This window comes from Streptomyces sp. NPDC057697, assembly GCF_042799335.1.
GTDB lineage: Bacteria > Actinomycetota > Actinomycetes > Streptomycetales > Streptomycetaceae > Streptomyces.
The window spans coordinates 228,151-255,115 of sequence record NZ_JBHVJA010000010.1 but is presented as its reverse complement, the minus strand read 5'-3'; the positions used below and the strand labels follow the sequence as shown (position 1 = coordinate 255,115).

The 26,965-nt window shown below is 72.5% G+C and carries 30 protein-coding genes; 18 read left to right on the top strand and 12 right to left on the bottom strand.

Going from position 1 to position 26,965, the window contains the following annotated elements; translation table 11 throughout:
• Window positions 1–11 precede the first annotated feature (11 nt).
• Window positions 12–524 (top strand): Fur family transcriptional regulator, encoded by a 513-nt coding sequence (locus ACFVFH_RS25190; protein WP_383772553.1) that lies wholly within the window; start codon window positions 12–14, stop codon window positions 522–524.
• A 121-nt stretch (window positions 525–645) separates the two neighbouring features.
• Window positions 646–1,611 (top strand): YgfZ/GcvT domain-containing protein, encoded by a 966-nt coding sequence (locus ACFVFH_RS25185; protein WP_383772551.1) that lies wholly within the window; start codon window positions 646–648, stop codon window positions 1,609–1,611.
• Between the two features lie 31 nt (window positions 1,612–1,642).
• Here ACFVFH_RS25185 and dtd read toward each other — a convergent pair whose 3' ends face one another.
• On the bottom strand, window positions 1,643–2,092 hold the full coding sequence (dtd, locus tag ACFVFH_RS25180; protein ID WP_383772549.1) for a D-aminoacyl-tRNA deacylase: 450 nt from the start codon (window positions 2,090–2,092) through the stop codon (window positions 1,643–1,645).
• Window positions 2,093–2,209: 117 nt separating this feature from the next.
• Here dtd and ACFVFH_RS25175 point away from each other — a divergent pair, with 117 nt between their 5' ends.
• The 5 genes from ACFVFH_RS25175 to ACFVFH_RS25155 all read left to right on the top strand — a co-directional run bounded on the left by ACFVFH_RS25175 (window position 2,210) and on the right by ACFVFH_RS25155 (window position 6,803).
• Complete coding sequence (locus ACFVFH_RS25175) at window positions 2,210–2,821, top strand: ABC transporter substrate-binding protein (protein ID WP_383772547.1); 612 nt, start codon at window positions 2,210–2,212, stop codon at window positions 2,819–2,821.
• Between the two features lie 46 nt (window positions 2,822–2,867).
• Window positions 2,868–3,860, top strand: a complete 993-nt coding sequence (locus ACFVFH_RS25170) for an asparaginase (RefSeq protein ID WP_383772545.1) — start codon at window positions 2,868–2,870, stop codon at window positions 3,858–3,860.
• Window positions 3,861–3,927: 67 nt separating this feature from the next.
• Window positions 3,928–5,178 carry a GNAT family N-acetyltransferase gene (locus ACFVFH_RS25165; protein ID WP_383772543.1) on the top strand — a complete coding sequence of 417 codons (1,251 nt, stop codon included), beginning with the start codon at window positions 3,928–3,930 and terminating at the stop codon, window positions 5,176–5,178.
• A 109-nt stretch (window positions 5,179–5,287) separates the two neighbouring features.
• The gene (locus ACFVFH_RS25160) at window positions 5,288–6,085 is read left to right on the top strand and encodes a TetR/AcrR family transcriptional regulator (protein ID WP_383772541.1); all 798 of its coding nucleotides are present in this window, start codon (window positions 5,288–5,290) and stop codon (window positions 6,083–6,085) included.
• Between the two features lie 76 nt (window positions 6,086–6,161).
• Window positions 6,162–6,803, top strand: a complete 642-nt coding sequence (locus tag ACFVFH_RS25155) for a TetR family transcriptional regulator (protein ID WP_383772539.1) — start codon at window positions 6,162–6,164, stop codon at window positions 6,801–6,803.
• A gap of 296 nt (window positions 6,804–7,099) precedes the next feature.
• Here the strand turns inward: ACFVFH_RS25155 and ACFVFH_RS25150 are convergent, their stop codons facing one another.
• The 4 genes from ACFVFH_RS25150 to ACFVFH_RS25135 all read right to left on the bottom strand — a co-directional run bounded on the left by ACFVFH_RS25150 (window position 7,100) and on the right by ACFVFH_RS25135 (window position 10,701).
• Entirely contained in the window at window positions 7,100–7,738 is a 639-nt protein-coding gene (locus ACFVFH_RS25150) for a DUF6518 family protein (protein WP_383772537.1), read from the bottom strand.
• A gap of 275 nt (window positions 7,739–8,013) precedes the next feature.
• Entirely contained in the window at window positions 8,014–8,535 is a 522-nt protein-coding gene (locus ACFVFH_RS25145) for a DUF2199 domain-containing protein (RefSeq protein WP_383772535.1), read from the bottom strand.
• A 260-nt stretch (window positions 8,536–8,795) separates the two neighbouring features.
• Window positions 8,796–9,848, bottom strand: coding sequence for an NAD-dependent epimerase/dehydratase family protein (locus ACFVFH_RS25140; protein WP_383772533.1), 1,053 nt, complete (start codon window positions 9,846–9,848; stop codon window positions 8,796–8,798).
• A 229-nt stretch (window positions 9,849–10,077) separates the two neighbouring features.
• Entirely contained in the window at window positions 10,078–10,701 is a 624-nt protein-coding gene (locus tag ACFVFH_RS25135; protein WP_383772531.1) for a histidine phosphatase family protein, read from the bottom strand.
• Window positions 10,702–11,467: 766 nt separating this feature from the next.
• Between ACFVFH_RS25135 and ACFVFH_RS25130 the strand changes: the two genes are divergently transcribed.
• Window positions 11,468–11,920 carry a hypothetical protein gene (locus tag ACFVFH_RS25130; protein ID WP_383772529.1) on the top strand — a complete coding sequence of 151 codons (453 nt, stop codon included), beginning with the start codon at window positions 11,468–11,470 and terminating at the stop codon, window positions 11,918–11,920.
• 91 nt (window positions 11,921–12,011) lie between these two features.
• On the opposite strand, the gene ACFVFH_RS25125 is transcribed toward ACFVFH_RS25130, so the two are convergent.
• The gene (locus tag ACFVFH_RS25125; protein ID WP_383772527.1) at window positions 12,012–12,413 is read right to left on the bottom strand and encodes a DUF6461 domain-containing protein; all 402 of its coding nucleotides are present in this window, start codon (window positions 12,411–12,413) and stop codon (window positions 12,012–12,014) included.
• Between ACFVFH_RS25125 and ACFVFH_RS25120 the strand changes: the two genes are divergently transcribed.
• From ACFVFH_RS25120 to ACFVFH_RS25110, 3 genes are all read left to right on the top strand, one after another.
• The gene (locus tag ACFVFH_RS25120) at window positions 12,407–12,985 is read left to right on the top strand and encodes a helix-turn-helix domain-containing protein (protein WP_383772525.1); all 579 of its coding nucleotides are present in this window, start codon (window positions 12,407–12,409) and stop codon (window positions 12,983–12,985) included. The genes ACFVFH_RS25125 and ACFVFH_RS25120 overlap by 7 nt on opposite strands.
• A 27-nt stretch (window positions 12,986–13,012) precedes the next feature.
• The gene (locus ACFVFH_RS25115; protein WP_383772523.1) at window positions 13,013–13,657 is read left to right on the top strand and encodes a hypothetical protein; all 645 of its coding nucleotides are present in this window, start codon (window positions 13,013–13,015) and stop codon (window positions 13,655–13,657) included.
• Window positions 13,658–13,803: 146 nt separating this feature from the next.
• Entirely contained in the window at window positions 13,804–14,136 is a 333-nt protein-coding gene (locus ACFVFH_RS25110; protein WP_383772521.1) for a DUF2516 family protein, read from the top strand.
• Here ACFVFH_RS25110 and ACFVFH_RS25105 read toward each other — a convergent pair.
• The 3 genes from ACFVFH_RS25105 to ACFVFH_RS25095 all read right to left on the bottom strand — a co-directional run bounded on the left by ACFVFH_RS25105 (window position 14,118) and on the right by ACFVFH_RS25095 (window position 18,412).
• On the bottom strand, window positions 14,118–15,542 hold the full coding sequence (locus ACFVFH_RS25105) for a PP2C family protein-serine/threonine phosphatase (RefSeq protein ID WP_383772519.1): 1,425 nt from the start codon (window positions 15,540–15,542) through the stop codon (window positions 14,118–14,120). The two genes, ACFVFH_RS25110 and ACFVFH_RS25105, sit on opposite strands and share 19 nt — an antisense overlap.
• A gap of 793 nt (window positions 15,543–16,335) precedes the next feature.
• Complete coding sequence (locus ACFVFH_RS25100; protein ID WP_383772517.1) at window positions 16,336–17,409, bottom strand: C40 family peptidase; 1,074 nt, start codon at window positions 17,407–17,409, stop codon at window positions 16,336–16,338.
• 226 nt (window positions 17,410–17,635) lie between these two features.
• Window positions 17,636–18,412: a class I SAM-dependent methyltransferase gene (locus tag ACFVFH_RS25095; RefSeq protein WP_383772515.1), complete on the bottom strand. Its 777-nt coding sequence runs from the start codon at window positions 18,410–18,412 to the stop codon at window positions 17,636–17,638.
• Between the two features lie 184 nt (window positions 18,413–18,596).
• Between ACFVFH_RS25095 and mshA the strand changes: the two genes are divergently transcribed.
• From mshA to ACFVFH_RS25070, 5 genes are all read left to right on the top strand, one after another.
• A complete protein-coding gene (mshA, locus tag ACFVFH_RS25090) occupies window positions 18,597–19,949 on the top strand; it encodes a D-inositol-3-phosphate glycosyltransferase (protein WP_383772513.1) in 1,353 nt (450 codons plus the stop codon).
• Entirely contained in the window at window positions 19,942–20,475 is a 534-nt protein-coding gene (locus ACFVFH_RS25085) for a YbjN domain-containing protein (protein WP_383772510.1), read from the top strand. The genes mshA and ACFVFH_RS25085 overlap by 8 nt, the downstream gene beginning before the upstream one ends.
• Window positions 20,476–20,704: 229 nt before the next feature.
• Window positions 20,705–22,426, top strand: coding sequence for a glycosyl hydrolase family 28-related protein (locus tag ACFVFH_RS25080; RefSeq protein ID WP_383772727.1), 1,722 nt, complete (start codon window positions 20,705–20,707; stop codon window positions 22,424–22,426).
• Between the two features lie 242 nt (window positions 22,427–22,668).
• Complete coding sequence (locus ACFVFH_RS25075) at window positions 22,669–23,457, top strand: hypothetical protein (protein WP_383772508.1); 789 nt, start codon at window positions 22,669–22,671, stop codon at window positions 23,455–23,457.
• Between the two features lie 117 nt (window positions 23,458–23,574).
• Complete coding sequence (locus ACFVFH_RS25070) at window positions 23,575–23,925, top strand: SCO0607 family lipoprotein (RefSeq protein ID WP_383772506.1); 351 nt, start codon at window positions 23,575–23,577, stop codon at window positions 23,923–23,925.
• A 54-nt stretch (window positions 23,926–23,979) separates the two neighbouring features.
• Here ACFVFH_RS25070 and ACFVFH_RS25065 read toward each other — a convergent pair whose 3' ends face one another.
• Both ACFVFH_RS25065 and ACFVFH_RS25060 read right to left on the bottom strand, forming a co-directional pair.
• Entirely contained in the window at window positions 23,980–24,222 is a 243-nt protein-coding gene (locus tag ACFVFH_RS25065; protein ID WP_093540259.1) for a hypothetical protein, read from the bottom strand.
• Window positions 24,219–24,467, bottom strand: coding sequence for a hypothetical protein (locus ACFVFH_RS25060; protein WP_383772504.1), 249 nt, complete (start codon window positions 24,465–24,467; stop codon window positions 24,219–24,221). The genes ACFVFH_RS25065 and ACFVFH_RS25060 overlap by 4 nt, the downstream gene beginning before the upstream one ends.
• 135 nt (window positions 24,468–24,602) lie before the next feature.
• Here ACFVFH_RS25060 and ACFVFH_RS25055 point away from each other — a divergent pair, with 135 nt between their 5' ends.
• Both ACFVFH_RS25055 and ACFVFH_RS25050 read left to right on the top strand, forming a co-directional pair.
• A complete protein-coding gene (locus ACFVFH_RS25055) occupies window positions 24,603–25,259 on the top strand; it encodes an AAA family ATPase (protein ID WP_383772503.1) in 657 nt (218 codons plus the stop codon).
• Window positions 25,256–25,657: a hypothetical protein gene (locus tag ACFVFH_RS25050; RefSeq protein ID WP_383772501.1), complete on the top strand. Its 402-nt coding sequence runs from the start codon at window positions 25,256–25,258 to the stop codon at window positions 25,655–25,657. Before ACFVFH_RS25055 ends, ACFVFH_RS25050 begins: the two co-directional genes overlap by 4 nt.
• A 355-nt stretch (window positions 25,658–26,012) precedes the next feature.
• Here ACFVFH_RS25050 and ACFVFH_RS25045 read toward each other — a convergent pair whose 3' ends face one another.
• Complete coding sequence (locus ACFVFH_RS25045; RefSeq protein WP_383772499.1) at window positions 26,013–26,774, bottom strand: phosphoglyceromutase; 762 nt, start codon at window positions 26,772–26,774, stop codon at window positions 26,013–26,015.
• Window positions 26,775–26,965: the final 191 nt, after the last annotated feature.

The following is a 26,965-nucleotide window of genomic DNA, read 5'->3' as shown; positions in this document are numbered from 1 at the left end:
ACACTGGGCGTGTGGTGAGCACCGACTGGAAGACCGATCTCCGACAGCGCGGCTACCGGCTGACGCCGCAGCGGCAGCTTGTCCTGGAAGCCGTCGACACGCTGGAACACGCGACACCCGACGACATCCTCTCCGAGGTGCGCAGGACCGCGTCCGGCGTGAACATCTCCACCGTCTACCGGACCCTTGAGCTCCTGGAGGAGCTGGGGCTGGTCAGCCACGCCCATCTGGGGCACGGGGCGCCCACGTACCATCTGGCCGACCGCCACCACCACATCCATCTGGTCTGCCGCGACTGCACGGACGTCATCGAGGCCGATGTCGAGGTCGTCGCGGAGTTCACCGCGAAGCTCCACGCCGACTTCGGGTTCGAGACGGACATGAAGCACTTCGCGATCTTCGGCCGCTGCGCCGGCTGCGGCGCGAAGGCCGCGTCCGGCGCGAAGGCCGCGTCCGGCGCGAAGGCCGCGTCCGGGGAGACCGGCCGCGCGCCGTCCGCCGGGGACTCCGGCCCCGCGACCTAGGGTCCGTCGTCCGGATCGTGCGGGGCCCGTGTGCCCCGGTGTCCGGTCCGGCCCGGTCCGGACGGAAGGACCGCGGGGGCTTCCCCGAGGCCCCGTCCGGACCGCGTCGTACGCTGGTCGCATGAAGAGCCCCCTGCTGTCCCTGCCCGGCGCCGTCCCCGCCGAAGGCCGCGACGAAGGCGTCGCCGCGCACTACGGCGACCTGTTCCGCGAGCAGCGCGCCCTCGCCGACGGTTCCGGCCTCGTCGACCTCTCGCACCGCGCCGTCGTCACCGTCACCGGCAGCGACCGGCTGCCCTGGCTGCACCTCCTGCTGACCCAGCACGTCAGCGAACTCGCCCCGGGCCAGGCCACCGAGGCCCTGATCCTCACCGCCAACGGGCACATCGAGCACGCCCTCTACCTCGTCGACGACGGCGAGACGGTGTGGATGCACGCCGAGCCGGGCACCCAGGGCGACCTCATCGCCTACCTGGAGTCCATGAAGTTCTTCTACCGGGTCGAAGTCGCCGACCGCACCGAGGACTTCGCCGTGGTGCACCTGCCGGCCGGCTCCATCGCGGAGGCCCCGGACGGCGTGACGGTACGGGAGACGGCGTACGGCCGGGACCTGTTCCTGCCCCGCGCCGAGCTGGAGGCGTACGCGGCGGAGCACGGCCCGGTGGCCGGCATCCTGGCGTACGAGGCGCTGCGCGTGGAGGCGCACCGCCCCCGCCTCGGCTTCGAGACCGACCACCGCACCATCCCGCACGAGCTGGGCTGGATCGGCACCGCCGTACACCTCCAGAAGGGCTGCTACCGGGGCCAGGAGACCGTGGCCCGGGTGCAGAACCTGGGCAAGCCCCCGCGTCGGCTGGTCTTCCTGCACCTCGACGGCAGCGAGGTCCTGCTGCCCGGCCACGGCACACCGGTACGGCTCGCCGCGGACGGTGCCGAAGGACGCCAGCTGGGCTTCATCACCACGTCCGCCCGCCACCACGAGCTGGGGCCGATCGCGCTGGCCCTGGTCAAGCGGAACGTCGCGGTGGACGCCGAGCTGCTGGCCGGGAACACGGCCGCGGCCCAGGAGACGGTCGTCGAGCCGTAGCGCCGCGGGCCCGTCGTGCGGGCCGGGCCGGTCAGACCTCGACGAGGACGGTGAACGGGCCCTGGTTCGTGAGCGAGACGCGCATTTCCGCTCCGAACCGGCCCGTCTCCACCCGCGCGCCCAGCGCCCGCAGCTGCTTCACCACCTCGTCGACCAGCGGCTCGGCGACCCCGCCGGGCGCGGCGGCGTTCCAGGTGGGCCGGCGGCCCTTGCGGGCGTCCCCGTAGAGAGTGAACTGCGAAATCACCAGAAGCGGTGCATTCACATCGGAGCAGGACTTCTCGCCCTCCAGGATGCGCAGCGACCACAGCTTGCGGGCGAGCTGCGCCGCCTTCTCCGGGGTGTCCTCGTGGGTGACTCCCACCAGCACACACAGTCCCTCGCCGACGATTTCACCGACCACCGCGGGCCCGTCCGACCCGTCCGTGCCGTCGGCCACCGTGACGCTCGCGCCGTCCACCCGCTGTATCACTGCACGCATACAGACCAACCTATCTTGGGCTGAACGGGTACAGAGCATCCACACGGGACCCACCGGAGTGGCACCATGCTCGGAAGGCGGTGTGCCGACGCACCGGTCGAGGGGATGGACACAAGCATGAGTACCTATGGAACCGGGCAGTCCCCCGGCGCCGTACCGGTCACGCGAACCGGCTCCAGCACCACCAGCACCATGCGCCCACCCGTGCAGCGGACCGGTCACGGTCTGGAGGACGGCCCGGCCGCCGGGCCGCAGCCCGAGCTGGGCGCCCTGAGCCTGCCGGAGCTGCGCACGCTGCGCCGTGACGCACAGCGCGACGAGGCCGACCTCAGTTATGTGCGCCGGCTCGTCCAGGGCCGGATCGACATCCTGCGCGCCGAGCTGGCCCGGCGGCTGGACCCGGAGACACCGGTGGTGGACCGGCTCTCGGAGATCCTCGCCGACACCCCGTCCCAGCACCGCTCCTCCGCCCGGCACGTCACCCTCACCACGCCGCGCAGCGACGAGTACCGGAAGCTGGCCGCCGAGACCCTGGCCGAGGTCGAACTCTCCGACCTCGACGCCCGGACGGACGAGGAGCTGCACACCGCGATGGGGCGCCTGGTCCGCTATGAACAGCAGGTCTCCCGCCGCCGTCACCAGCTGCAACGCACCACGGACGATTGCAGTGCGGAGATCGCCCGCAGGTACCGTGACGGGGAAGCACAAGTAGACGACCTGCTCGCCTGAAGCGATCCTTCCGGGGGCGGGTTCCCCCCGTCCCCGGAAGGCCACCATGACCTCCAGCGCCGCCCCCGCCGCCCCCTCCGCCATATCCCCCGCCGCTCCCGCTCTTCCCGTCCTGGCCGAGGTCGTACGGTCCGGTTTCGTGGAGGGCCACCACCGGGGCTCGCTGGTCGTGCTGGCCGCCGACGGCAGCGTGGAACGGTCCCTGGGCGACCCGGCGGCGCCGGTCTTCCCGCGCTCCTCCAACAAGCCGATGCAGGCCGCGGCCGTGCTGCGGGCCGGGCTGGACCTGTCCGGGGAGCGGCTGGCGCTGGCCGCCGCGAGCCACTCCGGCGAGGAGTTCCACCTCGCACTCGTCCGCACGATGCTCGCCGAGCACGGACTGACGCCCGGCGACCTCCGGACCCCGCCCGATCTGCCGCTGGACCCGGCGGAGGCGGAGGCGTACCTCGCCGCGGGCCACGTCCGGGAGCGGATCACCATGAACTGCTCCGGCAAGCACGCGGCGATGCTCGCGGCGTGCGCGGCGAACGGCTGGGACCGGGAGTCCTACCTCGACCCGGCGCACCCGCTCCAGCAGCTGGTCCACCAGGTCGTCGAGGAGGCCGCCGGGGAGCGGGTCGCGGCGGTCGGCACGGACGGGTGCGGGGCGCCGCTGATGGCGATCAGCCTGGTGGGCCTGGCGCGGGCCTTCCGCACCTTCGTGCTGGCGGAGCCGGGTACGGCGGAGCGCCGGGTCGGGGACGCGATGCGGGCCCACCCGGAGTACGTCGCCGGTACCCGCCGCCCCGACACCTGGCTGATGCGGGAGGTGCCGGGCACGCTCTCCAAGATGGGCGCCGAGGCGGTGCAGGCGGTGGCGCTGGCGGACGGCCGGGCGCTGGCCTTCAAGATCGACGACGGCGCGGGGCGGGCGCTCGGCCCGGTGCTGGCGCGGGCCCTGCGGCTGCTCGGCATCGACGCCCCGGTGGTCGGCCGGATCGGTCACGCACCGCTGCTGGGCGGGGACGCGGAGGTCGGCGAGGTCCGGGCGGCCTTCTGAGCGGCCCGTTCCGGGTCGGCGGAAAACTGGGCGACAGCCCGTGTTTCGTATGCCTAGCGTGACCCGTATGGCTCCTGACGTCCGCACGATCACCGCCGCCGAATTCCCCGACTGGCTGCGCGCCAAGCACACCGGATTCCTGCACGCGCCGACGGATACGGAACAGGAGGCGGAACAGCGCCTTCCGTACACCGATCTCGCCCGTGCGCAGGGCGCGTTCGAGGACGGGCGGTGCGTGGCGACGTTCCGCTCCTTCGCCCAGGAACTCACGGTCGTCGGCGGCGCCACGGTGCCGGCCGACGCGATCTCCAACGTCACGGTGTCGCCCACGCACCGCCGTCGCGGGCTGCTCAGCCGGATGACGGCCACGGACCTCGCGGCGGCGAAGGAGCGCGGTGAGGCGGTCGCCACGCTGATCGCCGCCGAGTACCCGATCTACGGGCGGTACGGCTTCGGCCCGGCGGCCTGGACCACCGAGTGGGAGATCGACGTGCCGAGGGCGGGCCTCGACCCGCGCTGGGCGGGCCCGCCCGCGTCGGACGGCGGCCGGATCGACCTGGTGAGCGCCGCGGACGTACGCAAGCTGGGCCCGGCCCTGCACGAACGGCTGCGCGCCCGGCAGCACGGCGTGATCAACCGGGACGCGCGCTGGTGGGACGTGAACACCGGCGCGGTCCAGCCGGGCCCGGAGCCGTGGAAGGAGCCCTTCTTCGCGGTCTACAGCAACGCCTCCGGCGAGGTCGACGGCCTGGTCGTCTACCGCTCCGACACCCACTGGGGCGACGCCAAGCAGCCGCTCCAGACGCTCACGGTGGCCGGACAGATCGCCGTCACCCCGGCCGCCGAGCGCGCGCTGTGGCACTTCGTCTGCTCGATCGACTGGGTCACCACGGTCCGCTCCGGCTACCGCGCCCCCGACGACCTGCTGCCGCTCCTCCTCCCGGATCCGCGCGCGGCGCGCATCGTGACCCAGGCGGACTGGCTGTGGGTGCGCGTCCTGGACGTCGTACGCGCCCTGGAGGCCCGCACCTACGCGGTGCCCGGCACGCTCACCCTCGACGTCCGTGACGCCGCGGGCCTGTCCGGCGGCCGCTACCGCCTCGAAGGCTCCCCCTCCGGCGCGAGCTGCGCCCGCACCACGGCCGCCGCCGATCTCGCGCTGGACGTGCGGGAACTGGGCACCCTCTACCTCGGCGACGAGTCCCCGGCCCGGCTCGCGGCCCTGGGCCGCGTCGAGGAACTCACCCCGGGCGCGGTGGCGGTGGCGGAGGGAATGTTCCGGGCGGCGCGCCGCGCCTGGTGCCCGGACATGTTCTGACACCCGCCGCCGACGCTTCCCGGCCATCGTCCTGCTGTGTGCCGCGTACGCAGATCTGTGTACGCGGGGCGCGTCCCTAGGATGGATTCGAGGGAAGGTGGGGGTTCGGGTGACGCAAGCGCGGGGCTCGTCGGGGGATACGGGCCTGCCGGCCAGTATCGAGGCCGCCTGGGGCCTGCGGGCGCGGCCGGTCAAGGGTCCGAAGCCGGGGCTGAGCCTGGCGCGGATCGTGGACGCCGCGGTGGCGGTGGCGGCGACCGAGGGGCTCGCCGGGGTGTCGATGGGGCGGGTCGCCAAGGACCTGGGGGCCTCGACGATGTCGCTCTACCGGTACGTCTCCGCCAAGGACGAGCTGTACGTCCTGATGCAGGAGGCGGCGATGGGCCCGCCGCCCCCGCTGCCCGCGCCGGAGCGCGGCACCGGCTGGCGGGAGGCGCTCGCGCGGTGGGCGTGCGCCCAGCGCCGGGTGTTCCACCGCAATCTGTGGATGCTCCGCATCCCCGTCTCGGGTCCGCCCGTCAGCCCCAACTCGGTCGCCTGGTGGGAGCAGGGCCTCCAGGCGCTCGAAGGCACCGGCCTGGAGGCGGGCGAGAAGGTCTCCGTGATCCTCCTCGTCAACGGGTTCGTCCGGAACGAGGCGCTGCTGATGGGCGATCTCGCCGCCGCCGTGGCGGCACGCGGCGTTCCCGCGCAGGAGGTGACGGACGGTCACGCCCGCATCCTGGGCAGGCTCGTCGACCCCGTACGCCACCCCGCGCTCTCCCGGCTGCTGGAGTCCGGAGCGCTGGGCGTGCCGAGCGAGCCCGACGACGAGTTCGGGTTCGGGCTGGAGCGGGTTCTGGACGGGATCGAGGCGCTGGTGCGGGAACGGGCGCGTCCCGGCTCCCGTTCCCGTACCCGCGCCTGAGGCCCCGGCGCAGGTCACGCGGCCGATGACGGCGCGGCGCGGGCACCGGGTCCGGCCGGGGCCGGGCGTACGCTTCATGGCCATGGACGGAGAGAACCCCGGGCAGGAGCGGATGAGCCTGCGGGAGCGGAAGAAGCAGCTGACCTACGAGGCGGTCTCCGAAGCCGCGATCGCGATGTTCCTGGAACGGGGCTTCGACAAGGTCTCGGTGGCGGAGGTGGCGGCCGCGGCCGACATCTCGAAGCCGACCCTGTTCCGGTACTTCCCGGCCAAGGAGGACCTGGTCCTGCACCGGTTCGCCGACCACGAGGACGAGTCGGCCCGGGTGGTCGCCGCCCGCGCGGACGGCGAGTCCCCCCTGGACGCGCTGCGCCGCAACTTCCTGGACGGCCTGGAGCGGGGCGACCCGGTGACCGGACTCTGCGATGTGCCCGCGGTCCTGGCGTACCAGCGGCTGCTGTACGGCACGCCGTCCCTGGTGGCCCGTCTGTACGCCTACCAGGGCCGCTCGGAGGCGGCCCTCGCGCGGGCGCTGGGCGACCGGGTGCGGGACAGGCTGGCCGCGGGCCAGATCATCGCCGTACTGCGCGTCCTGGCCCTGGAGAACTGGCGGCGGATCGACGCGGGCGAGAGCGCGGAACAGGTGTACCCGAGCGCCGTCGAGTCCGCCGAACTGGCCTTCGTACAGCTGCGCACGGGGCTCGGCGACCAGGACTAGGGCGCGTACCGGAAGCGGATCTCCCACGCGAGACGATCTCGCCTGGTGGCACATGGAGATCTGACGGGCGCGCAATGCGGAACTCGGCTCGCGCGGCGGCCGGCCAACCGAGTCCGGCCCGCGGGACCCCGAGGCGCGGCAGGCGGTCGAGTGCGGCGTCGACCGTCCCGGAAGGCACCGGTCCGTGGCCACGAGGTGCGACGGGCCCTCGGTCCGCTACGGGGCGACCGTCCTCGTAGCGGCCGTCGACGCGTGGCTGTGACCGGCGCGTTCGACGGGTGAGGGGCCGGACGAAGTCATCCCGAACCGATCAGGTTGTTGAGGATGCCCTTCTCGGCGAGGTAGAAGGCGAGACCGCCCACGGGGGCGAGCATGGCGCACAGCCAGTAGCGGCGCGCCCCGGTGCGCGCCAGGTAGACGGTCAGGAGGGCGGCGAGCAGCACGCCGGCGGTCAGGAAGACGACCGCTGTTTCCCAGTAGCGGAGCGCCAGCCCCAGCCAGAGCCCCTCGCCCAGCACCACCATGGCGACAACGGCCCCGGCGACCGCTCGCAGGTCGCCCCGCGCGTGTCGTACGGTCCACCCCGCCCATCCCAGCAGGGGACCTCCGGTCAGTCCGGCCACCGACCACACCGCGGCGGTTCCGAGCCCTCCGCTCCCGAAGGTGCCTCCAAGGGCGGACGCCGTGTAGTAGCCGCAGCAGGTGGCGAGCATCATCAGCGCCCCGCTCCAGACGGCGAGCCACCGGACACGGATCAGCGCACCGGCCGCGGCAGTCCAGATGATCCAGGTGGACGACGAGTTGGTCGCCCGGTCCAACAGGGGCGTTATTCCGTGCAGGCCGTACGTTGCCCAGCCGAGCAGCAGTCCGAAGACGGCGGTCGCGGTCAGCACGGTGCCGGGGGTGTCGCGGCGCAATGCGGTCAGAAGTGCCATGTGCCGGAACTATACATGCAAGGTATACGCTCAATGCATAGTCGCTGAGGGGGCCGGGCAGGCATCGGCCGCCCCGTCCCCGCGTGACACCCACCCGCGCCACCGTCCGCTCGGGGTGCCCCGGAGACGCAACCGGCCAGGGGCGCGAACATGTACGGGGAAAGGCGCGTCCTGGACGCTTGCCGCCTCGTCGGACCGGGACGGCCCGCCGGGCGGGACCGCGGGGTACCGACCGCCGGGCATCGACCGCCGGGCGCCGCCCGGACGCGGGGGGTTCAGCCCCGGACGTCGTCGGCGTGCAGCACCGCTTCGGCGATCTCGCGCACCCGGTCCCGGGTGATGCCGGTGCGCTGTTCCACGGCGAGCGGGTGGTCGGTGGGCTCCAGCTCGATGCGGGGGCGCAGGCCGATGGGGCGGGTGTGGGCGTTCGTCTTGAGGTTGGTCGTGCGGGGCGAGTACAGCCCCAGCTCGGTGCTCAGCCAGCCGAAGTACGGCTGCTCGGACTCGCGGCCGGGGGTCGCCCACACATCGAGGGCGCGGGCGAAGTTCTCCCGGCTCAGCGAGACCCAGACCCCCCAGGAGAACGGCTCCTCGCTGCCGAACACGGGTATCTCGATCAGGCCCTTGATGAAGTAGTGCTCGTGTCTGACGATGCACTGGTCGGAGGAGAGCATGCTGTCGGGGTCGCTCTCCAGGCTCGCGTCCCAGACGTCGGGCGCCATGGTCGAGTACCCCATCGGGAGTTCCGCGTGGTGTTCGCCGCAGCGGGAGCAGGTGTAGCCGGGGTCGATAGCCATGGCCGGATCCTAAGGCCCTTCGGCACGCCTCCCGGGGCCCGTGGCCGAACTGCCACCGGCCTTCGCCGACCCGCTCGCGCCCGCTTCCACGGGTGCGCGCGCGTGGCCCGCGACTGCTCCCGCGCTCGTCCGTCGGGCTACGCGGGGCGGTGTTACGCGGGCTACGCGATCGCGGGGGCTACGCGGGGCGGTGTTACGCGGGCTACGCGACTGCGGGGGCTACGCGGGCCGGTGCTGCGCGGGCTACGCGATCGCGGGGGCTACGCGGGGCCGTCGAGCATGTCCTCGCGTACGGCCGCCCAGGCCAGGGAGTGGCGGATGCCCTCCGCCAGCGAGTACCGCGGCCGCCAGCCGAGCAGTCGCTCCGCCCGGTCGCTCCGGGTGTACGCCCCCGCGACATCGCCGGGCCGCGCCGGGGCGTCGACGGCCGGGACGGGGGTGCCGGTCACCTCGTTGAAGGCGTCGAGGAGTTCGCGGACGGTGGTGCCCGTACCGGTGCCGAGGTTGATGGTGGCGGCGCCGGTCGCCGCCCCGGGCGCCGAGCCCGGTGCCGGTTCGGCTCCTCCTTCCGCTCCCCGTTCCGGCAGGAGGGTGTCGAAGGCGCGGAGCGCGGCCACATGCGCGGTGGCCAGGTCCCAGACGTGGACGTAGTCCCGGATGCCGGAGCCGTCGCGGGTGGGGTAGTCGGTCCCGGTGACCTGGAACGGGACGCCCTCCTCCTGTGCCTGGAGCATCTTGCCCAGGGCGTGGCTGGGACGCCGCAGCTGAAGGCCCGTACGCAGCTTCGGGTCCGCTCCGATCGGGTTGAAGTAGCGCAGGGAGAGCACCCGGAGTGGATGGGCGGCGGCGATGTCGGCGAACATCGCCTCGCAGACCGTCTTGGTGCGCGCGTACGGGCTCTGCGGGTCCAGGGGCGAGTTCTCGTCGACCGTCAGATCCGCGCCGGCGGCGTAGATGGAGGCGGACGAGCTGAAGATCATGCGGGTGCAGCCGTTGCGCAGCAGATGGCCGACGAACTCCAGGCTCTTCGCCACGTTCGCCCGGTAGTAGCCGACCGGGTCGGCGACCGATTCCGGGACCACGATCAGCGCCGCGCAGTGGACGACGGCGTCGATGTCCGGGTGCTCGGCGAAGATCCGGTCGATCAGCGGGCCGTCCGCGATGTCTCCCTTGCGGAAGACCCGTCCGTGGGTGAATTCCTGTCTGCCCGTGACGAGGCTGTCCAGGACGACGGGGGTGATCCCGGCGTCCGAGCAGGCGGATGCGATCGTGCTGCCGATGTATCCCGCGCCTCCGGCGATCAGGACCTTCATGCCGTGCCTGCCTCTCTGAGATCGTGCAGCGATCGTAGAGGGGGAGGACCGCGCCGAAGGAACGACGTGCTTCCGCCGAAGTCCGCGTACGCCCCGGCCCGTTCGGCCGGTACCTCTCCGAGCCCCGGCCCCTCTTCCGTCCGGTGGCCGTCCGACGGCCCCGCACCAGGGCCGTCCCATCGCCCGCCCGGTGGCCGGGGCAGCGGCCCGATGGGACGGCCCTCGGGCGTCAGACGCGGAGTTCGGGCGGGAAGCCGGTCCAGCGCAGTTCGTCGGGCAGGTGCCGCATATCGTTGTAGAACAGCACGGAGGACGGCCTGCCGGGCGCGTAACGGATGACCGACAGGGCCGCGTTGCTGTGGTTGATGCCCATCCAGCGCCACTCCGGCGCGTCGAGGGCGGCCCGTATCAGCCAGCCGATGAGGAAGTTGTGCGTGACGACCAGCTCATGGCGGGGCCGGTCCCCCTCGACCGGCCCCGTGAACGCCGCGAGTGCCTCCCGGGCCAGCGCCGGCCCCTGAACGCGCTCCTCCTCCGGGGCCTGGGCGACGAAGCCGAGCAGCGCGTCGGCCGCATCCGGCGGCAGCTCCTCCCGCGCGGGCAGATGGGGAACGTAGTCCCCGGCCGTCTCCGACTGGTGCAGCGGTACGCCGTCGAGCTGCGCGCCGATCAGCTCGGCGGTCTGCCGAGCCCGGGGGAGCGGCCCGTGGTGGATCGCCGTGAGCGGGGCGCTGCGGAGCCGCTCCCCGAGCAGGACGGCCTGGCGGCGGCCGTTCTCCGTCAGGGTCGTCTCGTCTTCCGAAGCTTCACCGTGCCGGGCGAGGTAGAGGTAGCGGGCGGCTGTCTCGGTCATGGTCCTGGTCTCCGTCATCCTGCGTGATCCTGTGAATCCCTGATCTTGTAAGTCAGGGAGGGGCGCCGGGCCCCGCGCGGTTCCGTCGTGGCCGCCCCGCACGACGGTGACTCGGCACGCTGGACGTCGTCCTGCACGGCCCCGACCCGGACAGCGCCGACGCGACGGCCGGGGCGGCACCACCTCGGCCTCGCGCTCCCCTCCGTAACGGCTGGTTCGCGACGCCGTCGTACCTGGGAGCCGGCTGGGAAGACAGCTCCGCAGGGTGAGGCTCACCAGTGGGTTCGCTCCGCAACGTGGTGCATCCTCTGCCGGGTCGGACTCTGTTGTCGCCTGCTGCCCCGGAGCCGCCCCGGACCGGGTCGGACCCGGTGTCGGGCCCCGCGTCGGTTTCCCCGGCAAGGGCACCCTGCCCCAAGCGGCCTGAGGGAGGGTCGGCCCCACCACCTTCCCGCCCACTGCCGAGGGCCGTGCCGCAGACGTCTCCTTCACGCCGGACCAACTGAGCCGACCGCTTCGCCGACTGCTGTGCAGGAAACAGCCGTTGCCCGACGGCCCGACCAAGGACAATCCCGAGATCGTTTTTTCCCCCACTCGACCGCGCGGGACGCCCAGGGCGATTCAGGCATCTCCTCCCGCCCCTGACCGCGACTCCCTTCATACGGCGGCTGGGTGGCCGCATTCATCGAATACCAGGACATGCGTTCCGGCCTCGCCGCGAAGAATGCAGGTGTCGGCTTCCGGGCCGCGCTGGCAGGATTTCGGTATGTCTACCGATGTCATTGGAATGATCGAATGCCGTCCGGGAGCTCGGCTGTGGGGTCCCGACGACGAGGATTCCGTGTGGCAAGCCGCCATCGACCTGTTCCTGCTCAACAGGGGCAATTCCTACGATGGTTTGGCCTGTCTCTTTGGAGTGCGAAATTCCTTCGGCTTTCGCCCCCTGGCTGAGGGGCGTGGCTTCCCGCATGACGCCTCGGATGGGTTGCATGGCGATTTCGCCGCGTACGGCGGTCCTGACGATGTACACGGGACCACGTGGCTGACCTGGGCCGAGCTGGCCGAAGTCGACTGGCAGGAGACAGATGCCTCTGGCACACGAAGCCGCGCCTCGGCCGCTGGGGCCGGCAGCGACTGGGGCCGGGTGTGGAGCGTCATGCGCGTACTCAGCGAAGTCCATGGCGCGGAGAACGTGCGTCTCGTCGTCTGGTTCCACTGACCTGATGCCGTGGCTGAGCACCCGCTCGGCCGGACGGGCCGAGCGGCCCGCTGAGTCACGGTGTGTCCGGCTCACCACTCGGCCCAGTACGTCAGCGGATCTCGGCGGTGCCGCAGATGAAAGTGGTGTCCCGGGTGGAGGCCGGGGGCACGCGGATGCCGGTGAGGTGCTCGGCGAGTGCGAAGGCGGCCGGCACGGCCAGGTAGTCGCCCGACGCGACCGGCTCTTCGGGGCAGGCGAAGCCGAGATGGCGGATCACTTCGCGGAGGTCTGCGGCGCGGGTGCCGGAACGGGAGCCGGCATCGCGGAGTCCGAAGTGGAGTTGCGACTCGGCGTCCTCGGCCCAGAAAAAGCACCGTCGTTGTTGGCGTTCGTGTCTGCGAAGTGCCGACTGCCGCGCGTGGTCACACCGCCAGGGGAGTGGTGTGGCGCACTTTTGCAAGCGGCTGCTTGCAAAAGTTAGCAAGGGTGGCGCACCATCGGGGCATGGCATCACTCAACGTCGGCAATCTCGGTGAGTACCTGCGCGAGCAGCGGCGCAACGCGCAGCTGTCGCTGCGGCAGCTCGCCGATGCCGCCGGGGTGTCCAATCCCTACCTCAGCCAGATCGAGCGCGGGCTTCGCAAGCCGAGCGCCGAGGTTCTGCAGCAGGTCGCCAAGGCGCTGCGGATCTCCGCCGAGACCCTTTACGTACGGGCCGGGATCCTGGACGAGCGGGAGCGGGAGGAGCTGGAGACACGGGCGGTGATTCTGGCCGATCCGTCGATCAACGAGCGGCAGAAGAGTGTTCTGCTGCAGATCTACGACTCCTTCCGCAGGGAGAACGGGTTCGAGCCCGGACCGGAATCCGGCGTCGCGGCCGGATCCGAGACCGGCGGCGAACCAGGGCCGGGCGCCGGTACGGACGCGCCTTCCGAGCCCTCGGAGTCTTCGGAGCCGTCAGGGCCCGCAAGGCCGGAAAAGTCCGCGGGGCCGACGGGGGCCGCAGGGCCCGCGACGCCCTCGGAGCCTTCTACGCCCCCGGCGTCTTCTACGCCTTCAACGCCAGAGAAACCCTCACACTGAGTCTGATGATCCGGGAGGACCACAGTCATGGCCATCACCGATGACCTGCGCAAGACCCTCACCGACCCGACCCCCCTCTACTTCGCCGCCGGTACGGCCGATCTCGCCGTCGAGCAGGCGCGCAAGGTCCCGGCGCTGATCGACCAGCTGCGCGCCGAGGCGCCGGAGCGCATCGAGGCCGTGCGCAATGCCGACCCCAAGGCCGTGCAGGAGAAGATGGCCTCGCAGGCCAAGGAGGCGCAGGCCTCCGTGCAGGCCAAGGTCACCGAGGTGATCGGGTCCTTCGACAGCGACCTGCGCAAGCTGGGCGAGAACGCGCAGGACCTGGCGCTGCGGAGCCTGGGCATGGCCGCGGAGTACGCGGTGCGGGCCCGGGAGACGTACGAGAAGGTCGCCGAGCGTGGCGAGCAGACCGTGAAGAACTGGCGTGGCGAGACGGCCGACGAGATCGTCGAGATCGCGGTCGTCGTCGAGCCGCGCAAGGAGACCAAGCCCGCGGGCAGCACCCGGACCGCCCCGGCGGCCAAGCCCGCCCCGGCGAAGTCCGCTCCCGCGCCGAAGCCCGCGCCGAAGGCCGCCAGGACGGAGAGCAAGGCCCCGGCCGCGCCCGCCCGCAAGGCACCCGTGCGCAAGCCCGCGGCGAAGAAGACCACCCCGCCCGGCACGAAGTAGCACTCCGGCGCCGCGTTCCCCTCGACGGGGCCGCGGCGCCGCTGTGTGCGGTGGGCGCGGGCCGGGCACCTTCAGGAGTGCCCGGCCCGTTGTCCCGGTACCTTGGCCGCGAGGCACTCATCCACTCATTAGGCGGTGCACACACCATGTTGCTCACAGGATTCAGCACGCTCGTCTGGCTGCTCTACATGGTCATGCTCGTGCTGGCCGTGGTCGCGCTGATCATGGCCGCGATGGCCCGTGAGGACGCCTACCTGGCCGCGAACAAGCAGAAGAAGTCCTTCTGGCTGCTCATCCTCGGCATCACCGTCGTCGTGAACCTCTTCGTGCCGATGCTGTTCCTCCAGCTCGCCGGCGCGGTCGCCTCCATCGTCTTCCTGGTGGACGTGCGGCCCGCGCTCCAGGCGGTCTCGGGCGGCGGCCGGCGCGGCGGCTCCAGCAGCGACGGACCGTACGGGCCCTACAACGGCGGGCGCTGAGCGTGCGCGGTGCTCACGGGGGCCGTGGGTGATGCCGATCCGGGGCGGGGGCGCGGGATGCTCCGGCCCCGGTCGCCGTCGGGGGCCCGGTCGAGCGGCTGCTCCCCGGTCCGGTGGCGGGCGTGTTCCTCGTCGCGGTCGAGCAGGAGGACCGCGACGTCGTCGGTGAGTTCGCCGCCGTTCAGCTCCCGCACCTCGGTGACCGCGGCCGTCAGGAGATCCTCGCCGGTGAGCCCCTCCGCCAGCTGCCGGTTGATCATCTCGACCATGCCGTCCTGCCCCAGCCGCTGGGTGCCGGCCGGGCCCACCCGCCCCTCGATCAGCCCGTCCGTGTACAGCATCAGGCTCCAGTCGCCGCCCAGCTCCACCCGGCGGCGGGGCCAGGGGGTGCCCCCGGTCCGCGGGGCTCCGCAGAGGGCGCTGTGCGGCAGCAGGCCCAGCGCAGGCCCGCCGTCCTCGTGCGGGAGGAGCTGCGCGGTCCGTCCGTGCCGGGCGATCAGCGGGGCGGGGTGGCCCGCCAGGCAGAGCCCGGCGCTCCGGCCGTCGGGGGCGATGTCGACGGTGCAGAGCGTCGCGAAGATCTCCTCGCTCTCCCGCTCGTGCTCCAGGACCTGCTGGAGGGTGGAGAGCAGTTCGTCCCCGCAGAGCCCGGCCAGGGTCAGCGCCCGCCACGCGATGCGCAGCTCCACGCCGAGCGCCGCCTCGTCGGGGCCGTGCCCGCAGACGTCGCCGATCATCACATGGACGGTGCCGTCGGGCGTACGGACCGTGTCGTAGAAGTCCCCGCCGAGCAGCGCGCGGCTGCGGCCCGGCCGGTAGTGGGCCGCGAAGCGCAGATCGGAGCCTTCGAGCAGCGGTGTGGGGAGCAGACCGCGTTCGAGGCGGGCGTTCTCCTGGGCGCGCAGCGTGGACTCGGTGAGGCGTCGCTGGGCGATGTCGGCGCGCTTGCGCTCGACGGCGTACCGGATGGCGCGGCTGAACAGCCGGCCGTCGAGTTCGTCACGGAAGAGGTAGTCCTGGGCGCCCACCCGTACCGCCGCGGCGGCCAGCTCGGCGTCGTCCTCCGCGGTGAGGGCGAGGACGGCGTGGCGCGGGGCGATCCGCAGGACGTGCTGGAGGGTGGCGAGTCCGTCCGCCACCGCCGCGTCCCCGGCGGCGCGGGTCTCGCCGCCGGTGGGCAGGGCGAGGTCCAGCAGGATGCAGTCGACGTCGTCCGTGAGGAGCCGGCCCGCCTCGGTCAGATTGCGGGCGGTGCGGATCCGTACCCTCGTCCCGGCCGTGGCCGGGAGCTCGGGGACGGTGAAGGTGCCCGCCGGGTCGTCCTCGATCACCAGGAGGGTGAGGTCGGCGCCGTGGGAGGCCTCCGCAGCGGAGTCGGTACGTTGCTGCGGTACGGGTACGGGCATCGGTTCGGGTTTCCTTCCCTCCCCCCGAGGGCGCGGCGGAACGACGATCGACGATCCGCCAGACGGGGACGATAGCGGTCCGCGGCGGGGGAACGGAATGGCGTTCCGGGATCGGCCTGCGGCATATGCACAGCCATAAGCCGCGTCAGGTCACGGATCCGGCGAGATGGGCCGGGGCGGGGGCGAGTATCCGGGCATGACAAAGGTCACGCGGGGCGGCGGGCAAGGGTGCCGCGGGTCACGCGGGGTGCGGCGCTTCGGTGCGGGGTGCCGCGGGTCACGCGGGGTGCGGCGCTTCGGTGCGGGGTGCCGTGGGTCACGCTCCTGGTGTCGTACGGGGCCGTCCCGCTGGGTGCCTACGGGCTCTGCTCCCGGGTCGTACGGGTTCCGCCTTGTGTCGTATTTCGTATGCCGTACGGGGCCGATCTGCCCCCTTGGGTGCCGTACAAGGTCCGTCGCCTGCCCTGGGTGTCGTACGCGCCCCGGGACGGGTGCGGCGCTTCGGTGCGGGGTGCCCGAGGGCGTCGCGGGAGGGCCGAGAGGCGAGGCCCGGGGACGGAGCGGATCGGGCGGCTAGGTTCCCGAGGCGCGTCGCGGGACGCTCGGCGAGATTCCCGGTGGCGACCCGGAACGCCTCGCCCTCGGCCACCGGAGCGCCCGGTCTCACCGGCGGCCCCGAGCGCTCCTCGGGCGGTCCCGGACCCGTCCCGGGCGGCCCCGTACTCCTCGGGCAGCCCCGGATCCTTCCCCCGGCGGCCCCTGCCGCTCCCCGGCCGGCCCCCGCCCTCCCCGGCTACTTGTCCGGGCGTACGACGCCGAGGATCTGCATCGAGCCCGCGCCCGCCAGTGTGACGTTGCGGCCGGGGCGGGGGGCGTGCACGATCGCGCCGTCGCCGATGTACATCCCCACGTGACTGGCGTCACCGTGGTAGATGATCAGGTCGCCGGGGCGCATGTCCTTGATGGCGATGTGCGGCAGCAGCCGCCACTGCTCCTGCGAGGTGCGGGGTATCGGCCGCCCCGCCGCCAGCCAGGCCTGTGACGTCAGCCCCGAGCAGTCGTACGAATCGGGGCCCTCGTCGCCCCAGCCGTACGGCTTGCCTATCTGCTTGGTGGCGAAGGCCACCGCCTTCTTGCCGAGGGCGCTCGCCTCGCGGTTGATGTCCTTCAGGGCGCCGGAGCTGAGCCAGGCCGTCTGCTGCTGGTACTCGGCCTCCTGCTCCAGCTTGAGCAGGCGGGCCCGCTCCTCCTTCTTGAGGCGCGACTCCAGCTTCTTCGCCGCGGCGATCTGGGTGTTGATCTTCTTCTTGGCCTCGGCCTGCTTGACCCGGTTGGCTTCGAGCTTCTTCCAGTTGGTGCTCGCGTCCTTGCTGTACGTCTCCAGGTCCTGCTGGGTCCTGGTCAGTTCGCCGAGCACGCCCTGGGCGGCCTGCTGGCCCTCCCTGACCCGGTTCACCCCGTCCAGGAACAGCTGCGGGTCGTCGCTGAGCATGAACTGGGCGCCGGGCGGCAGCCCGCCGGTGCGGTACTGCTCGCGGGCCTGGGCGCCCGCCTGGCTCTTCAGCTCGGCGATCTTCGACTGGCCGACGACTATCTCGCGGGCCAGCTTCACGATCTCGCCGGACTGCTTCTCGGCCTTCTCCTTGGCGAGGTTGTACGCGTCGGTGGCCGCCCCGGCCTTGCGGTACAGGGCGTCGATCTCCTTGCGCACCTCTTCGAGGCTCTTCTTCGGCGCTCCGTCCCCGGAGGGCTTTCCGTCGGAGGGGGACGGGGGCGCGGGCTTGGCGAAGGCCTGGACCGGCGTGATGAGTACGGACAGCGCGCAGACCAGAGTGATCGCGGCTGAGGCACAGTGACGTCGGTTCACGAGATTCCCCTCCGAATGAATCTGATTTACCGTCAGTAACTTTTCGCCGATGCCGAGATCGTGCCATGCCGTACCGAAAAGCAACAGGGGCGCACGGTCGCTGTCCTGACGGTCGCTCCCCCTCGGCCTCCCCCTGCTCCCCTCTGTCTGGACGAACGGTGTCCCCTTCCCGTTCCCGACCGCCCCCAGGAGGCCGCGCCGCCGGTCCCGTCCGGCGTGCGCCGGGCTACGGGTTGGGGCGCAGGGCGGCCCAGCGCACGGTGACTTCGCCCTGGCGCCACCGCCGTACCCCGTCGGCCAGCGGCCAGTCGCCGGAGAGCGAGCGCACCGCCGCGATCCAGCGCTGCCGGGCGCCCAGCGAGGCGTACGGGGCCGCCGCGGCCCACGCCCGGTCGAAGTCGCGCAGGAACGCGTGGACCGGCTCGCCCGGCACATTGCGGTGGATCAGCGCCTTGGGCAGGCGTTCCGCGAGGTCGGAGGGGCGGTCCAGGGAGCCGAGCCGGGTCGCGAAGGTGACCGTGCGCGGCCCCTCGGGGCCGAGTGCCACCCATACGTGCCGGCGCCCGATCTCGTCGCAGGTGCCCTCCACCAGGAGCCCGCCCGGCGCGAGGCGGGCGCACAGCCGCTGCCAGACCGCGGCGACCTCGCCCTCGTCGTACTGGCGCAGGACGTTCGCCGCCCGGATGAGGTCGGGGCGCTCGGGGAGCGGGATCTCGAACCCGCCGTGCAGGAAGGTCAGGCCCTCGCACTCGTACGGCTTCGCCGCCGCGACGCGCTCCGGATCGATCTCGATCCCGGCCACCGCCGTGCGCGGCTCGGCGGTGCGCAGCCGGTGCAGCAGTTCGACGGCGGTCCAGGGCGCGGCGCCGTACCCGAGGTCGACGGCGACGGGGTGGTCGGCGCGGCGCAGGGCCGGGCCGTGGGTGGCGGCGATCCAGCGGTCCATGCGGCGGAGCCGGTTCGGGTTGGTGGTCCCGCGGGTCGCGGTGCCGATGGGGCGCATGACAGCGAGCGTAACGAGCGCGCGGCGCACGCCGGGCGGCGCGGGGGCCTGCCGCCCGGCGTGCGGAACCCGCACTGTAATGATTTGGTAAAACGGAAATGAAAGGAGAAATTCCGCTGTTGCAGCCGATCGCAGGGGCTCGGGCCCTTCGGTGTCATGCCCTGGATGAGGAGGACCGGACGACGTGAGTCAGTACGTCTCCCGGCTCGGCAGCAGCCGTGTCGCACCGCGCCTCAGGTTCCCCGCCGCGTTCCCCGGCGGCCATCGCAGACCCCGCCGTATCGCGATGCTCTCCGTGCACACCTCGCCGCTGCACCAGCCGGGCACGGGCGACGCGGGCGGGATGAACGTCTACATCGTGGAGCTGGCCAGACGCCTCGCCGCGATCAACATCGAGGTCGAGATCTTCACCCGCTCGACCGAGGGCGGACTGCCCCCCGTGGTCGAACTGGCGCCCGGCGTCCTGGTCCGGCACGTCGACGCGGGGCCGTACGAGGGGCTGGCCAAGGAGGAGCTGCCCGCCCAGCTCTGCGCCTTCACGCACGGCGTGATGCAGGCGTGGGCCGGTCAGCGCCCCGGCTACTACGACCTCGTCCACTCCCACTACTGGCTCTCCGGCCACGTCGGCTGGCTCGCCGCCCAGCGCTGGGGCGTCCCGCTCGTCCACGCCATGCACACCATGGCGAAGGTCAAGAACGCGGCCCTCGCGGCGGACGACACCCCCGAGCCTGCCGCCCGTGTCATCGGCGAGACCCAGATCGTCGACGCGGCGGACCGGCTGATCGCCAACACCGCCGAGGAGGCGGACGAGCTCATCCGCTTCTACGAGGCCGACCGGGGCTCCGTCGCGGTCGTCCACCCCGGGGTCAACCTGGAACGCTTCAGCCCCGCCGACGGGCGGGCCGCGGCGCGGGCGCGCCTCGGGCTGCCGGCGGACGCCCTGATCCCGCTCTTCGCGGGCCGCATCCAGCCGCTGAAGGCGCCCGACGTGCTGCTGCGGGCGGTCGCCGTCCTGCTGGACCGCGACCCCTCGCTGCGCTCCCGGATGGTGGTCCCCGTCGTCGGCGGCCCGAGCGGCAGCGGGCTCGCCAAGCCGGAGGGGCTGCAGAAGCTGGCGGCACGGCTGGGGATCGCCGATGTCGTACGGTTCCAGCCGCCGGTCGGACAGGAGCGGCTCGCCGACTGGTTCCGGGCCGCCTCCGTGCTGGTCATGCCCTCGCACAGCGAGTCCTTCGGCCTGGTCGCCATCGAGGCGCAGGCGGCGGGCACACCCGTCGTCGCGGCGGCCGTGGGCGGCCTGCCGGTGGCGGTGCGGGACGGCGTCAGCGGCTTCCTGATACCCGGGCACGACCCGGCCGCGTACGCGCAGGCGCTGGCCCGGTTCGCCGATGCGCCGGACCTGGTCGCCCGGATGGGCGCGGCGGCCGCCGCGCACGCCCGCGGCTTCGGCTGGGACACCGCCGCGTCCGCCACCGCCGACGTCTACACGGCCGCGATGCAGGAACACCGCCGTCGCGTACGCTCGCACCATGGCTGACGTACCGGGCGGAGCGGCACCGAGCGAAGCGGCGACGACGCGGGCCGCGCAGGTCATCGAGGCGACCCTGGAGGACGCCGGGCTCGCGTGGGAGAGCCCCGGGCCGGGCGACTACGTGGTCACGCTGCCCGGCACGCGCAAGCTGTCCACCACCTGCTCGCTGCGTGTCGGCAAGCACTCGCTCTCCCTCAACGCCTTCGTCATCCGCCACCCGGACGAGAACGACGCCGCGGTCCACCGCTGGCTGCTGGAGCGCAACCTCCGCCTCTTCGGCGTGAGTTACGCGATCGACCCGCTCGGCGACATCTATCTGGTCGGCAGGCTGCCGCTCTCCGTGGTCACCCCGCAGGAGCTGGACCGGCTGCTCGGCACGGTCCTCGAAGCGGCCGACGGATCCTTCAACACCCTCCTGGAGCTGGGCTTCGCGAGCGCGATCCGCAAGGAGTACGCGTGGCGGGTGGCGCGCGGCGAGTCCACCCGGAACCTCGATGCGTTCACACATCTGACCCAGCGTCCGGTGGGGTGACTCCGGGCCGGTGCCCGGCCCGATCGGCCGGCGCGACCGACCGGCCCCTCGCCCGCCCGGCTGACCACTCCGTCGGCTGACTACCCTCCCGGCCTCCCGGCCGAACTTTCCCCGCTGCACGCCCCTTTCCCCGCTGCACGCCCCTTTCGGCGCGCCGGGCAGCCGTGGCATGCTCGCCGCCGACCCGAATATGAACGTCGTTCACATGGATGAAAGGCGGCTCGGTTTCATGGCACTCAAGGCGATCAAGGTGCTCCAGGCGGTCGAGGGGAACATCAGCAGGCGTCGGCTGCTGGTCGGTGCCGTGGCCGTCGCCGCGGCGGCCGGTACCACCGGCGGTACGGCGGCCGCTGCGGGCCGGGGGACCGCGGCCGGGAGGCCACCGGCGGCCACCCCGCTCTGGCGTGAGTTCGCCGCCGCCCCGTTCACCCACCCGCAGGTCCCGTTCGTCGGACGGGCGGGCTGCCGCGGCGGCTCCCGCGCGCCCCGCCGCACCGGCCGCGGCTTCGTCGTCGACGTCCGGCGCCACGGCGCGAAGCCCGACGGCTCCGCCGACGCCGCCCCCGCGATCAACCGGGCCATCGCCGAGGCCGGGGAGCGCGGCGGCGGTACGGTGCTCGTCCCCGAGGGCACGTACCGCATCGACGACGTCGTCCGGATCGGCCACAGCGACGTCGTCGTGCGCGGCGCGGGCAGCGGGCGCACCAGGCTGTACGCGACCAGGAACCTCACCGAGCTGATCGGCGCGTACGGCAGCCGGTACGGCGGGGACAAGTCCAGCTGGTCCTGGGCGGGCGGCCTCGTCTGGCTCTGCCCGAAGGACCGCTGGGCCTCGCTCACCGACGCGATCCGGGCGAGGTCCTGGCCCTTCGAGGGCTGGACCGGCAACCGGCGCGACGAGTGGCGGACGCTCACCACCGTCGCCCCGGCCCGCCGCGGCGACCGCTCGATCACCGTCCGGGACGCCACGGGGCTGCGGCGCGGCGCGCTCGTCCTGCTCCGCCTCGCCGACGACGCCGGACACACGCTCCTGGAACACATGGCGGGCGGCGGCCCCGGCCCCGAGGCGTACTCCTGGGACGACAAGACCAAGCTGACCTCGTACGTCCCCTACGAATGGCCGGTCCGTGTCACCTCGGTGCGCGGGCGCCGGGTCACGCTGGAGCGCCCGCTCCCGCTCGACGTCCGCCCCGAGTGGGACCCTCGGCTGACCACCCTCGTCACCCCGCTCACCAATTCCGGCGTCGAAGGGCTCACGCTGGAAGCGGTCGAGACCCCGCAGGCGCCGCATCTGCTCGACCGGGGGTACAACGGGGTCGCGTTCCAGTGCGCCTACGACTGCTGGGCCGACGACATCACCGTCCGCCACGTCGACAACGGCTTCGGCCTGATCGCCGCCTCCGCCTGCACCCTGCGCCGTACGAAGGTCGCGGGCCGGGGCTCCCACCATCCGTACTACTGCCGCGAGGGCTCGCACGACAATCTGATCGAGGACTTCACCGTCGAGCGGCGCACCGTGCCCGCGCCCGCCGGGACCCAGCTGCACGGCATCAACGTCGAGGGGCTGTCCAGCGGCAACGTCTGGTCGCGCGGGGTCATGGAGATGGGGACGTTCGACTCGCACCGGGGGATGCCGTTCGCCAACGTCCGTACCGACATCACGGTCGAGAACAACGGGCGGCACGGCGGAGACGCGAGCGCGGGGCCGCTCTTCGGGGCCCGCTTCACGCACTGGAACATCCGGGTCACCAACGGCCGGGCCGGGCTGGTGCGGATCGACGGACTCGCCCCGTACAGCGCGACGGTCGGTATCAGCGAGGTGACGGAGTTCGACCAGGTCGACGTCCCCGACTTCACCGGCGACCTGCACACCCGGCTGGAGGCGTACGGCACGCCCGAAGCCGTGTGGCCGCCCAATCTGTACGAGGCCCAGCGGGCCCTGGACGGCTGAGGGGCGCCGTGCCCCGCCTCCCGGGCCGGGCCGGCGGGGCACGTGACGGCGTGGAGCAAGGACGAGGCGGCGGCGAATGCACGGACGGCGGCTGCCGGGCCGGGCGGCGAAGGCCGCCTTCACAGGATGATCACAGCGCCGTCACGATCGCATCCCGTGCCCGACTTGATTGATCATCAAACAAATTTCCGCTCATAGAGTGGGCAAAACCGAACACCCAGCTCATAGAGACGGACCGGACCATGCGCTCCACCGCCATACGCCGTACCGCAGTTGCCGCCACCGCGGTGTCCCTGGCCCTCTTCGCCACCGCGTGCGGCGGTTCGGACTCGGGCTCCGGCGACAAGGGGAAGGACGCCAAGGGCAAGGAGTCCGCGGCCGCCGCCCCCGCGGCCAAGGCGCTGACCGCCGCCGAGCTGGAGAAGGCCGCGCTGGCCCAGGGCGACGTCAAGGGGCACAAGATCTCCAAGGCCGCGGCCAAGGACACGATCAGTGTCGACGACATCAAGGTCGAGAAGAAGGTCTGCGCCCCGCTGGCCGACGCCCTGATGGGCGCGCAGGTCGGTGAGCCGGGCGCGTTCACCAAGCGCACGGTCGTCAGTGAGCCGAAGAAGGGCGACCTGGCGAAGCAGGACGGCGGGGACGCCGAGGAGGCGTTCAAGGCGGCGTTCGACATCACGACGACGCAGCTGGCCCTCGGTTCGTACGACGGCAAGGGTGCCCAGGAGTCGGTGGCCGCGCTGCGCACCGCGGCCACCGAGTGCGCCGCCGGCTTCGCGTTCACGGCGGCCGGTGAGAAGCAGAAGGTCGCCAAGATCACCGAGGAGCAGGTCAAGGGCGGCGAGGAGGCGGCCGCCTGGACCGTTCAGGTGGAACAGAGCGGGGAGAAGGTCGAGTTCAAGCTCGTGGCCCTGCGCCAGGGCGCCTCGTTCGCCTCGTTCTCCTCGATGAACCTGGCCGCGATGGGCGGCGGCGGGGACTTCGAGCTGCCGACCGCGGTGGTCGAGGCTCAGGCCGCGAAGCTGGCCTGAGCCCTTCGGGCCGGGGCGGACGAGTACCTGACGCCCCGTAGGTAAGTACTCGTACTCATGATCGACGTTTCACGCTCCGGGCAGGCTGGTAACACCAGTCAGCAGCGAGGAGTGAACATGTACGGGATCAGCGGGATCAGTCGATTCGGCCGGGTGGCGTCCACGAGGGGCGGGCGCCGCCTGAGCCGCTCCGCCGCCGGGCTCGCCCTGGCCGGCGCGAGCGTCGCCGCGCTGACCACCGGTTGCTCGATGCAGGACGCGACCTGCGGTGGCGGCGAGTACCCGGTCATGACCATCGGGAGCACCGGATCGGCCTGCGTCCCCGACGACGAGGATCCCCCGAAGGGGTACGTCCGGTACCCGAAGGGCAAGGTCCCCGAGCACGTGGACGACAAGTGGGACGTGTACTGGCGGACCCACAGCGTGGACAAGGACGGCCGGATCATCGAGGTCCCGGCCGGTTCCTAGGACAGGGCCTGGAAGCCGGACCGGCAGGCTCGTGGCTCAGGGCTCGTTCAGGGCTCAGGGCAGCGGTACGAGCCTCACCACGGTGACGATCAGGACGGACCCGGAGACGTAATAGAGCACGATCGCCCCGGCGACCGTCGCCTCGCGGCGGTCGCGCTCGCTCTTGACGGCCGACGAGCCGTGTCCGTACGGGTCGAGGCCCAGGGTGCGTGCCATCTCGGCGCGGAAGGTCTCGCCGTCGCGCATCTTGGCCAGGGAGTCGTCGGCGGGCGGTGCGTAGGAGATGCGGAAGCTCAAGCGACGCTCCGCCTCTCGGCCTCGTCCCGCGCCAGCCGGTCCAGGATCCGTTCGGCCTCGGGGTCGGGCACGGCCTCCAGCATCCAGTGCCGCATCACGGCCTGGATCTCGTGCACGCCCGCCTCGTTGATGGCGCGGTCGAACTCCGCGCGTCTCTCCTCGGGCAGTGTGGCCCGGATGGCCGGAATGCTGTTGGGCACATCGACCTCGGCGCCGCCGACAAAGGTTTTCAGGGGCTCGCCCATGGTTGCTCTCCCCGCTCTCCTTGCTCTCCCCGCACGGCCCGTCCGGTCGGCTCCGCCCTCGCGAGGGCCGGTACTCGGGTCACCGTAGCGCCAGTGCGGAGGAGGGACACGGAACCCACGCGATACGTTCGTCCCATGACGGCGACATCATGGGACATATTGCTGATCGGCGGGGCATCGGGCATCGGCAAGAGCCGGGCCGCGGCCCAACTGGCCGGTGGGGCGGCCGGATCGAGGGCGTTCGTGGTCGAGTTCGACGACGTGGTCGGCGCGCTGGAGGCCATGACGACGGCCGAACACCACCCCGCGCTCCACCACTTCGAGGCCGTCCCGGACCAGGAGCGGCTCACCGTCGAACAGGTGCTGGACCTTCAGATCGCCACCGCCGAAGCCCTGGAACCCGCGGTGCTGGGCGTGGTCCGCAACCGGCTGACCGTCGACGTGCCCGCCGTGATCGAGGGCGACTACCTCACCCCCGCCGCAGCTGCGGAGGCGATCCGCGAGGGCCGGGCGTCGGGCCGCCGGGTACGGGCGGTCTTCCTGCACGAACCGGACCCGGAACAGATCGTCGCCAACTACGCGGACCGGGAACCCGACAGCGGCGAACAGCGCCACCGCGCCCGGGTCGGCGCTGCGTACTCGCACTGGCTCGCCGATGAGGCGGCCCGGCACGGCCTGCCGGTGGTCGAGTGCCGCCCCTGGGCCGGCCTCCCGGCGCGGCTGGCACGGGCGTTGGGGGAGCGGGACGGGGACGGGGCGTTGTCGGACCCCCGCCCTACGCTCGGCCCATGAGCGTTTCCGTCTACTACGGCGCCCGCCGCGCGCGGCCGCTGACCGCCGCCGAGTCGGCCGCCGTCGAGCGCGTGGTCACCACGCGCGCCCGTTCGTTCCCGTACGACGACGAGGAGAGTCTGTACCTGTACGACGCTGACGGTGACGACGACGGCGGCGACGGCGGCGACGGCGGCCAGATCCTCGCCGGCTCCACGAAACTGCCCGTCGACCCCGGCCGGTGGCTGCCGGTCCTCGCCCATGTGCTGGACTCCGTCACCGAGTTGCGCCGCGCCGTCGCGGAAGCGGAATGGCACGTTCACTTGGACGACGTCGACGTCCCGTGGGACGAGGCGGAGGGGTACACCCTGCCGGGCCTGCACGACGCGGACCTCGGCGCCGAGCCGGGCGGCCTCTGAGAGACCCCGGACGAACGGGGCGGGAGCCGCCCCGCCCGCTGTCTCCGACTCCGCGCGGCGCGCCGGTCCAGGACGACCACGGCGTACGCCATGGCGGTCACGGTCACGACGGCGGGGACGACGGCGGGGACGACGGCCGGGGCCCCGGCCATCTCGCGATCGGGGCCCGGCCGCCCCGCCGCACGCTCGGCCCGCTCGACCGCCTTCGCGCAGTCGCCGTCGCCGTCGCCGTCGCCGTCGCGGTCCCGGCCCCAGCTGCTCCCGGCACCCCTCCCGTACCGGGCCGCCCCGGGCACGGAAGAGCCCCCGCCGACGGACGAACCGTCGGCGGGGGCCCGTTCCGGACGTGCCCTGCCTACTTCTTCTTGCCCTGGTTCTTCACGGCCTCGATGGCGGCCTTCGCCGCGTCCGGGTCGAGGTACGTGCCGCCCGGCTTCACGGGGCGGAAGTCGGCGTCCAGCTCGTAGACGAGCGGGATGCCGGTCGGGATGTTCAGGCCCGAGATGTCGGCGTCGGAGATGCCGTCCAGGTGCTTGACCAGGGCCCGGAGGCTGTTGCCGTGGGCGGCGACCAGGACCGTCCGGCCGTCGATGAGGTCCGGGACGATGCTGTCGTACCAGTACGGCAGCATGCGGACGACGACGTCCTTGAGGCACTCGGTGCGCGGGCGCAGCTCCGGCGGGATCGTCGCGTAGCGCGGGTCGTCGCTCTGCGAGAACTCGGTGCCGTCCTCCAGGGCGGGCGGCGGGGTGTCGTAGGAGCGGCGCCAGAGCATGAACTGTTCCTCGCCGAACTCGGCGAGCGTCTGCGCCTTGTCCTTGCCCTGGAGGGCGCCGTAGTGGCGCTCGTTCAGCCGCCAGGAGCGGTGGACCGGGATCCAGTGGCGGTCCGCGGACTCCAGCGCGAGCTGCGCGGTGCGGATGGCGCGCTTCTGGAGGGAGGTGTGCAGGACATCGGGGAGCAGACCGGCGTCCTTGAGCAGCTCACCGCCGCGGACTGCCTCCTTCTCGCCCTTCTCCGTGAGATTGACGTCCACCCAGCCGGTGAACAGGTTCTTCGCGTTCCATTCGCTCTCGCCGTGGCGGAGGAGGATCAGCTTGTACGGTGCGTCGGCCATGGGTCCGAGCGTAATCGAACCCGCATGAGCCCCGCGCGGGCGGCCACAGGGCGGACAGCGGTGGGCCGGGCGGCGGACCGGCGGTCGCGCGGGCGGCCGGAGCGGGACGATTGACGGCAGACGTCAATTGAGTGGCGGACCGGAATGCGGGATTCGTAATGTTCCCAGAGCCGTCGGGACTCTTACCGGTG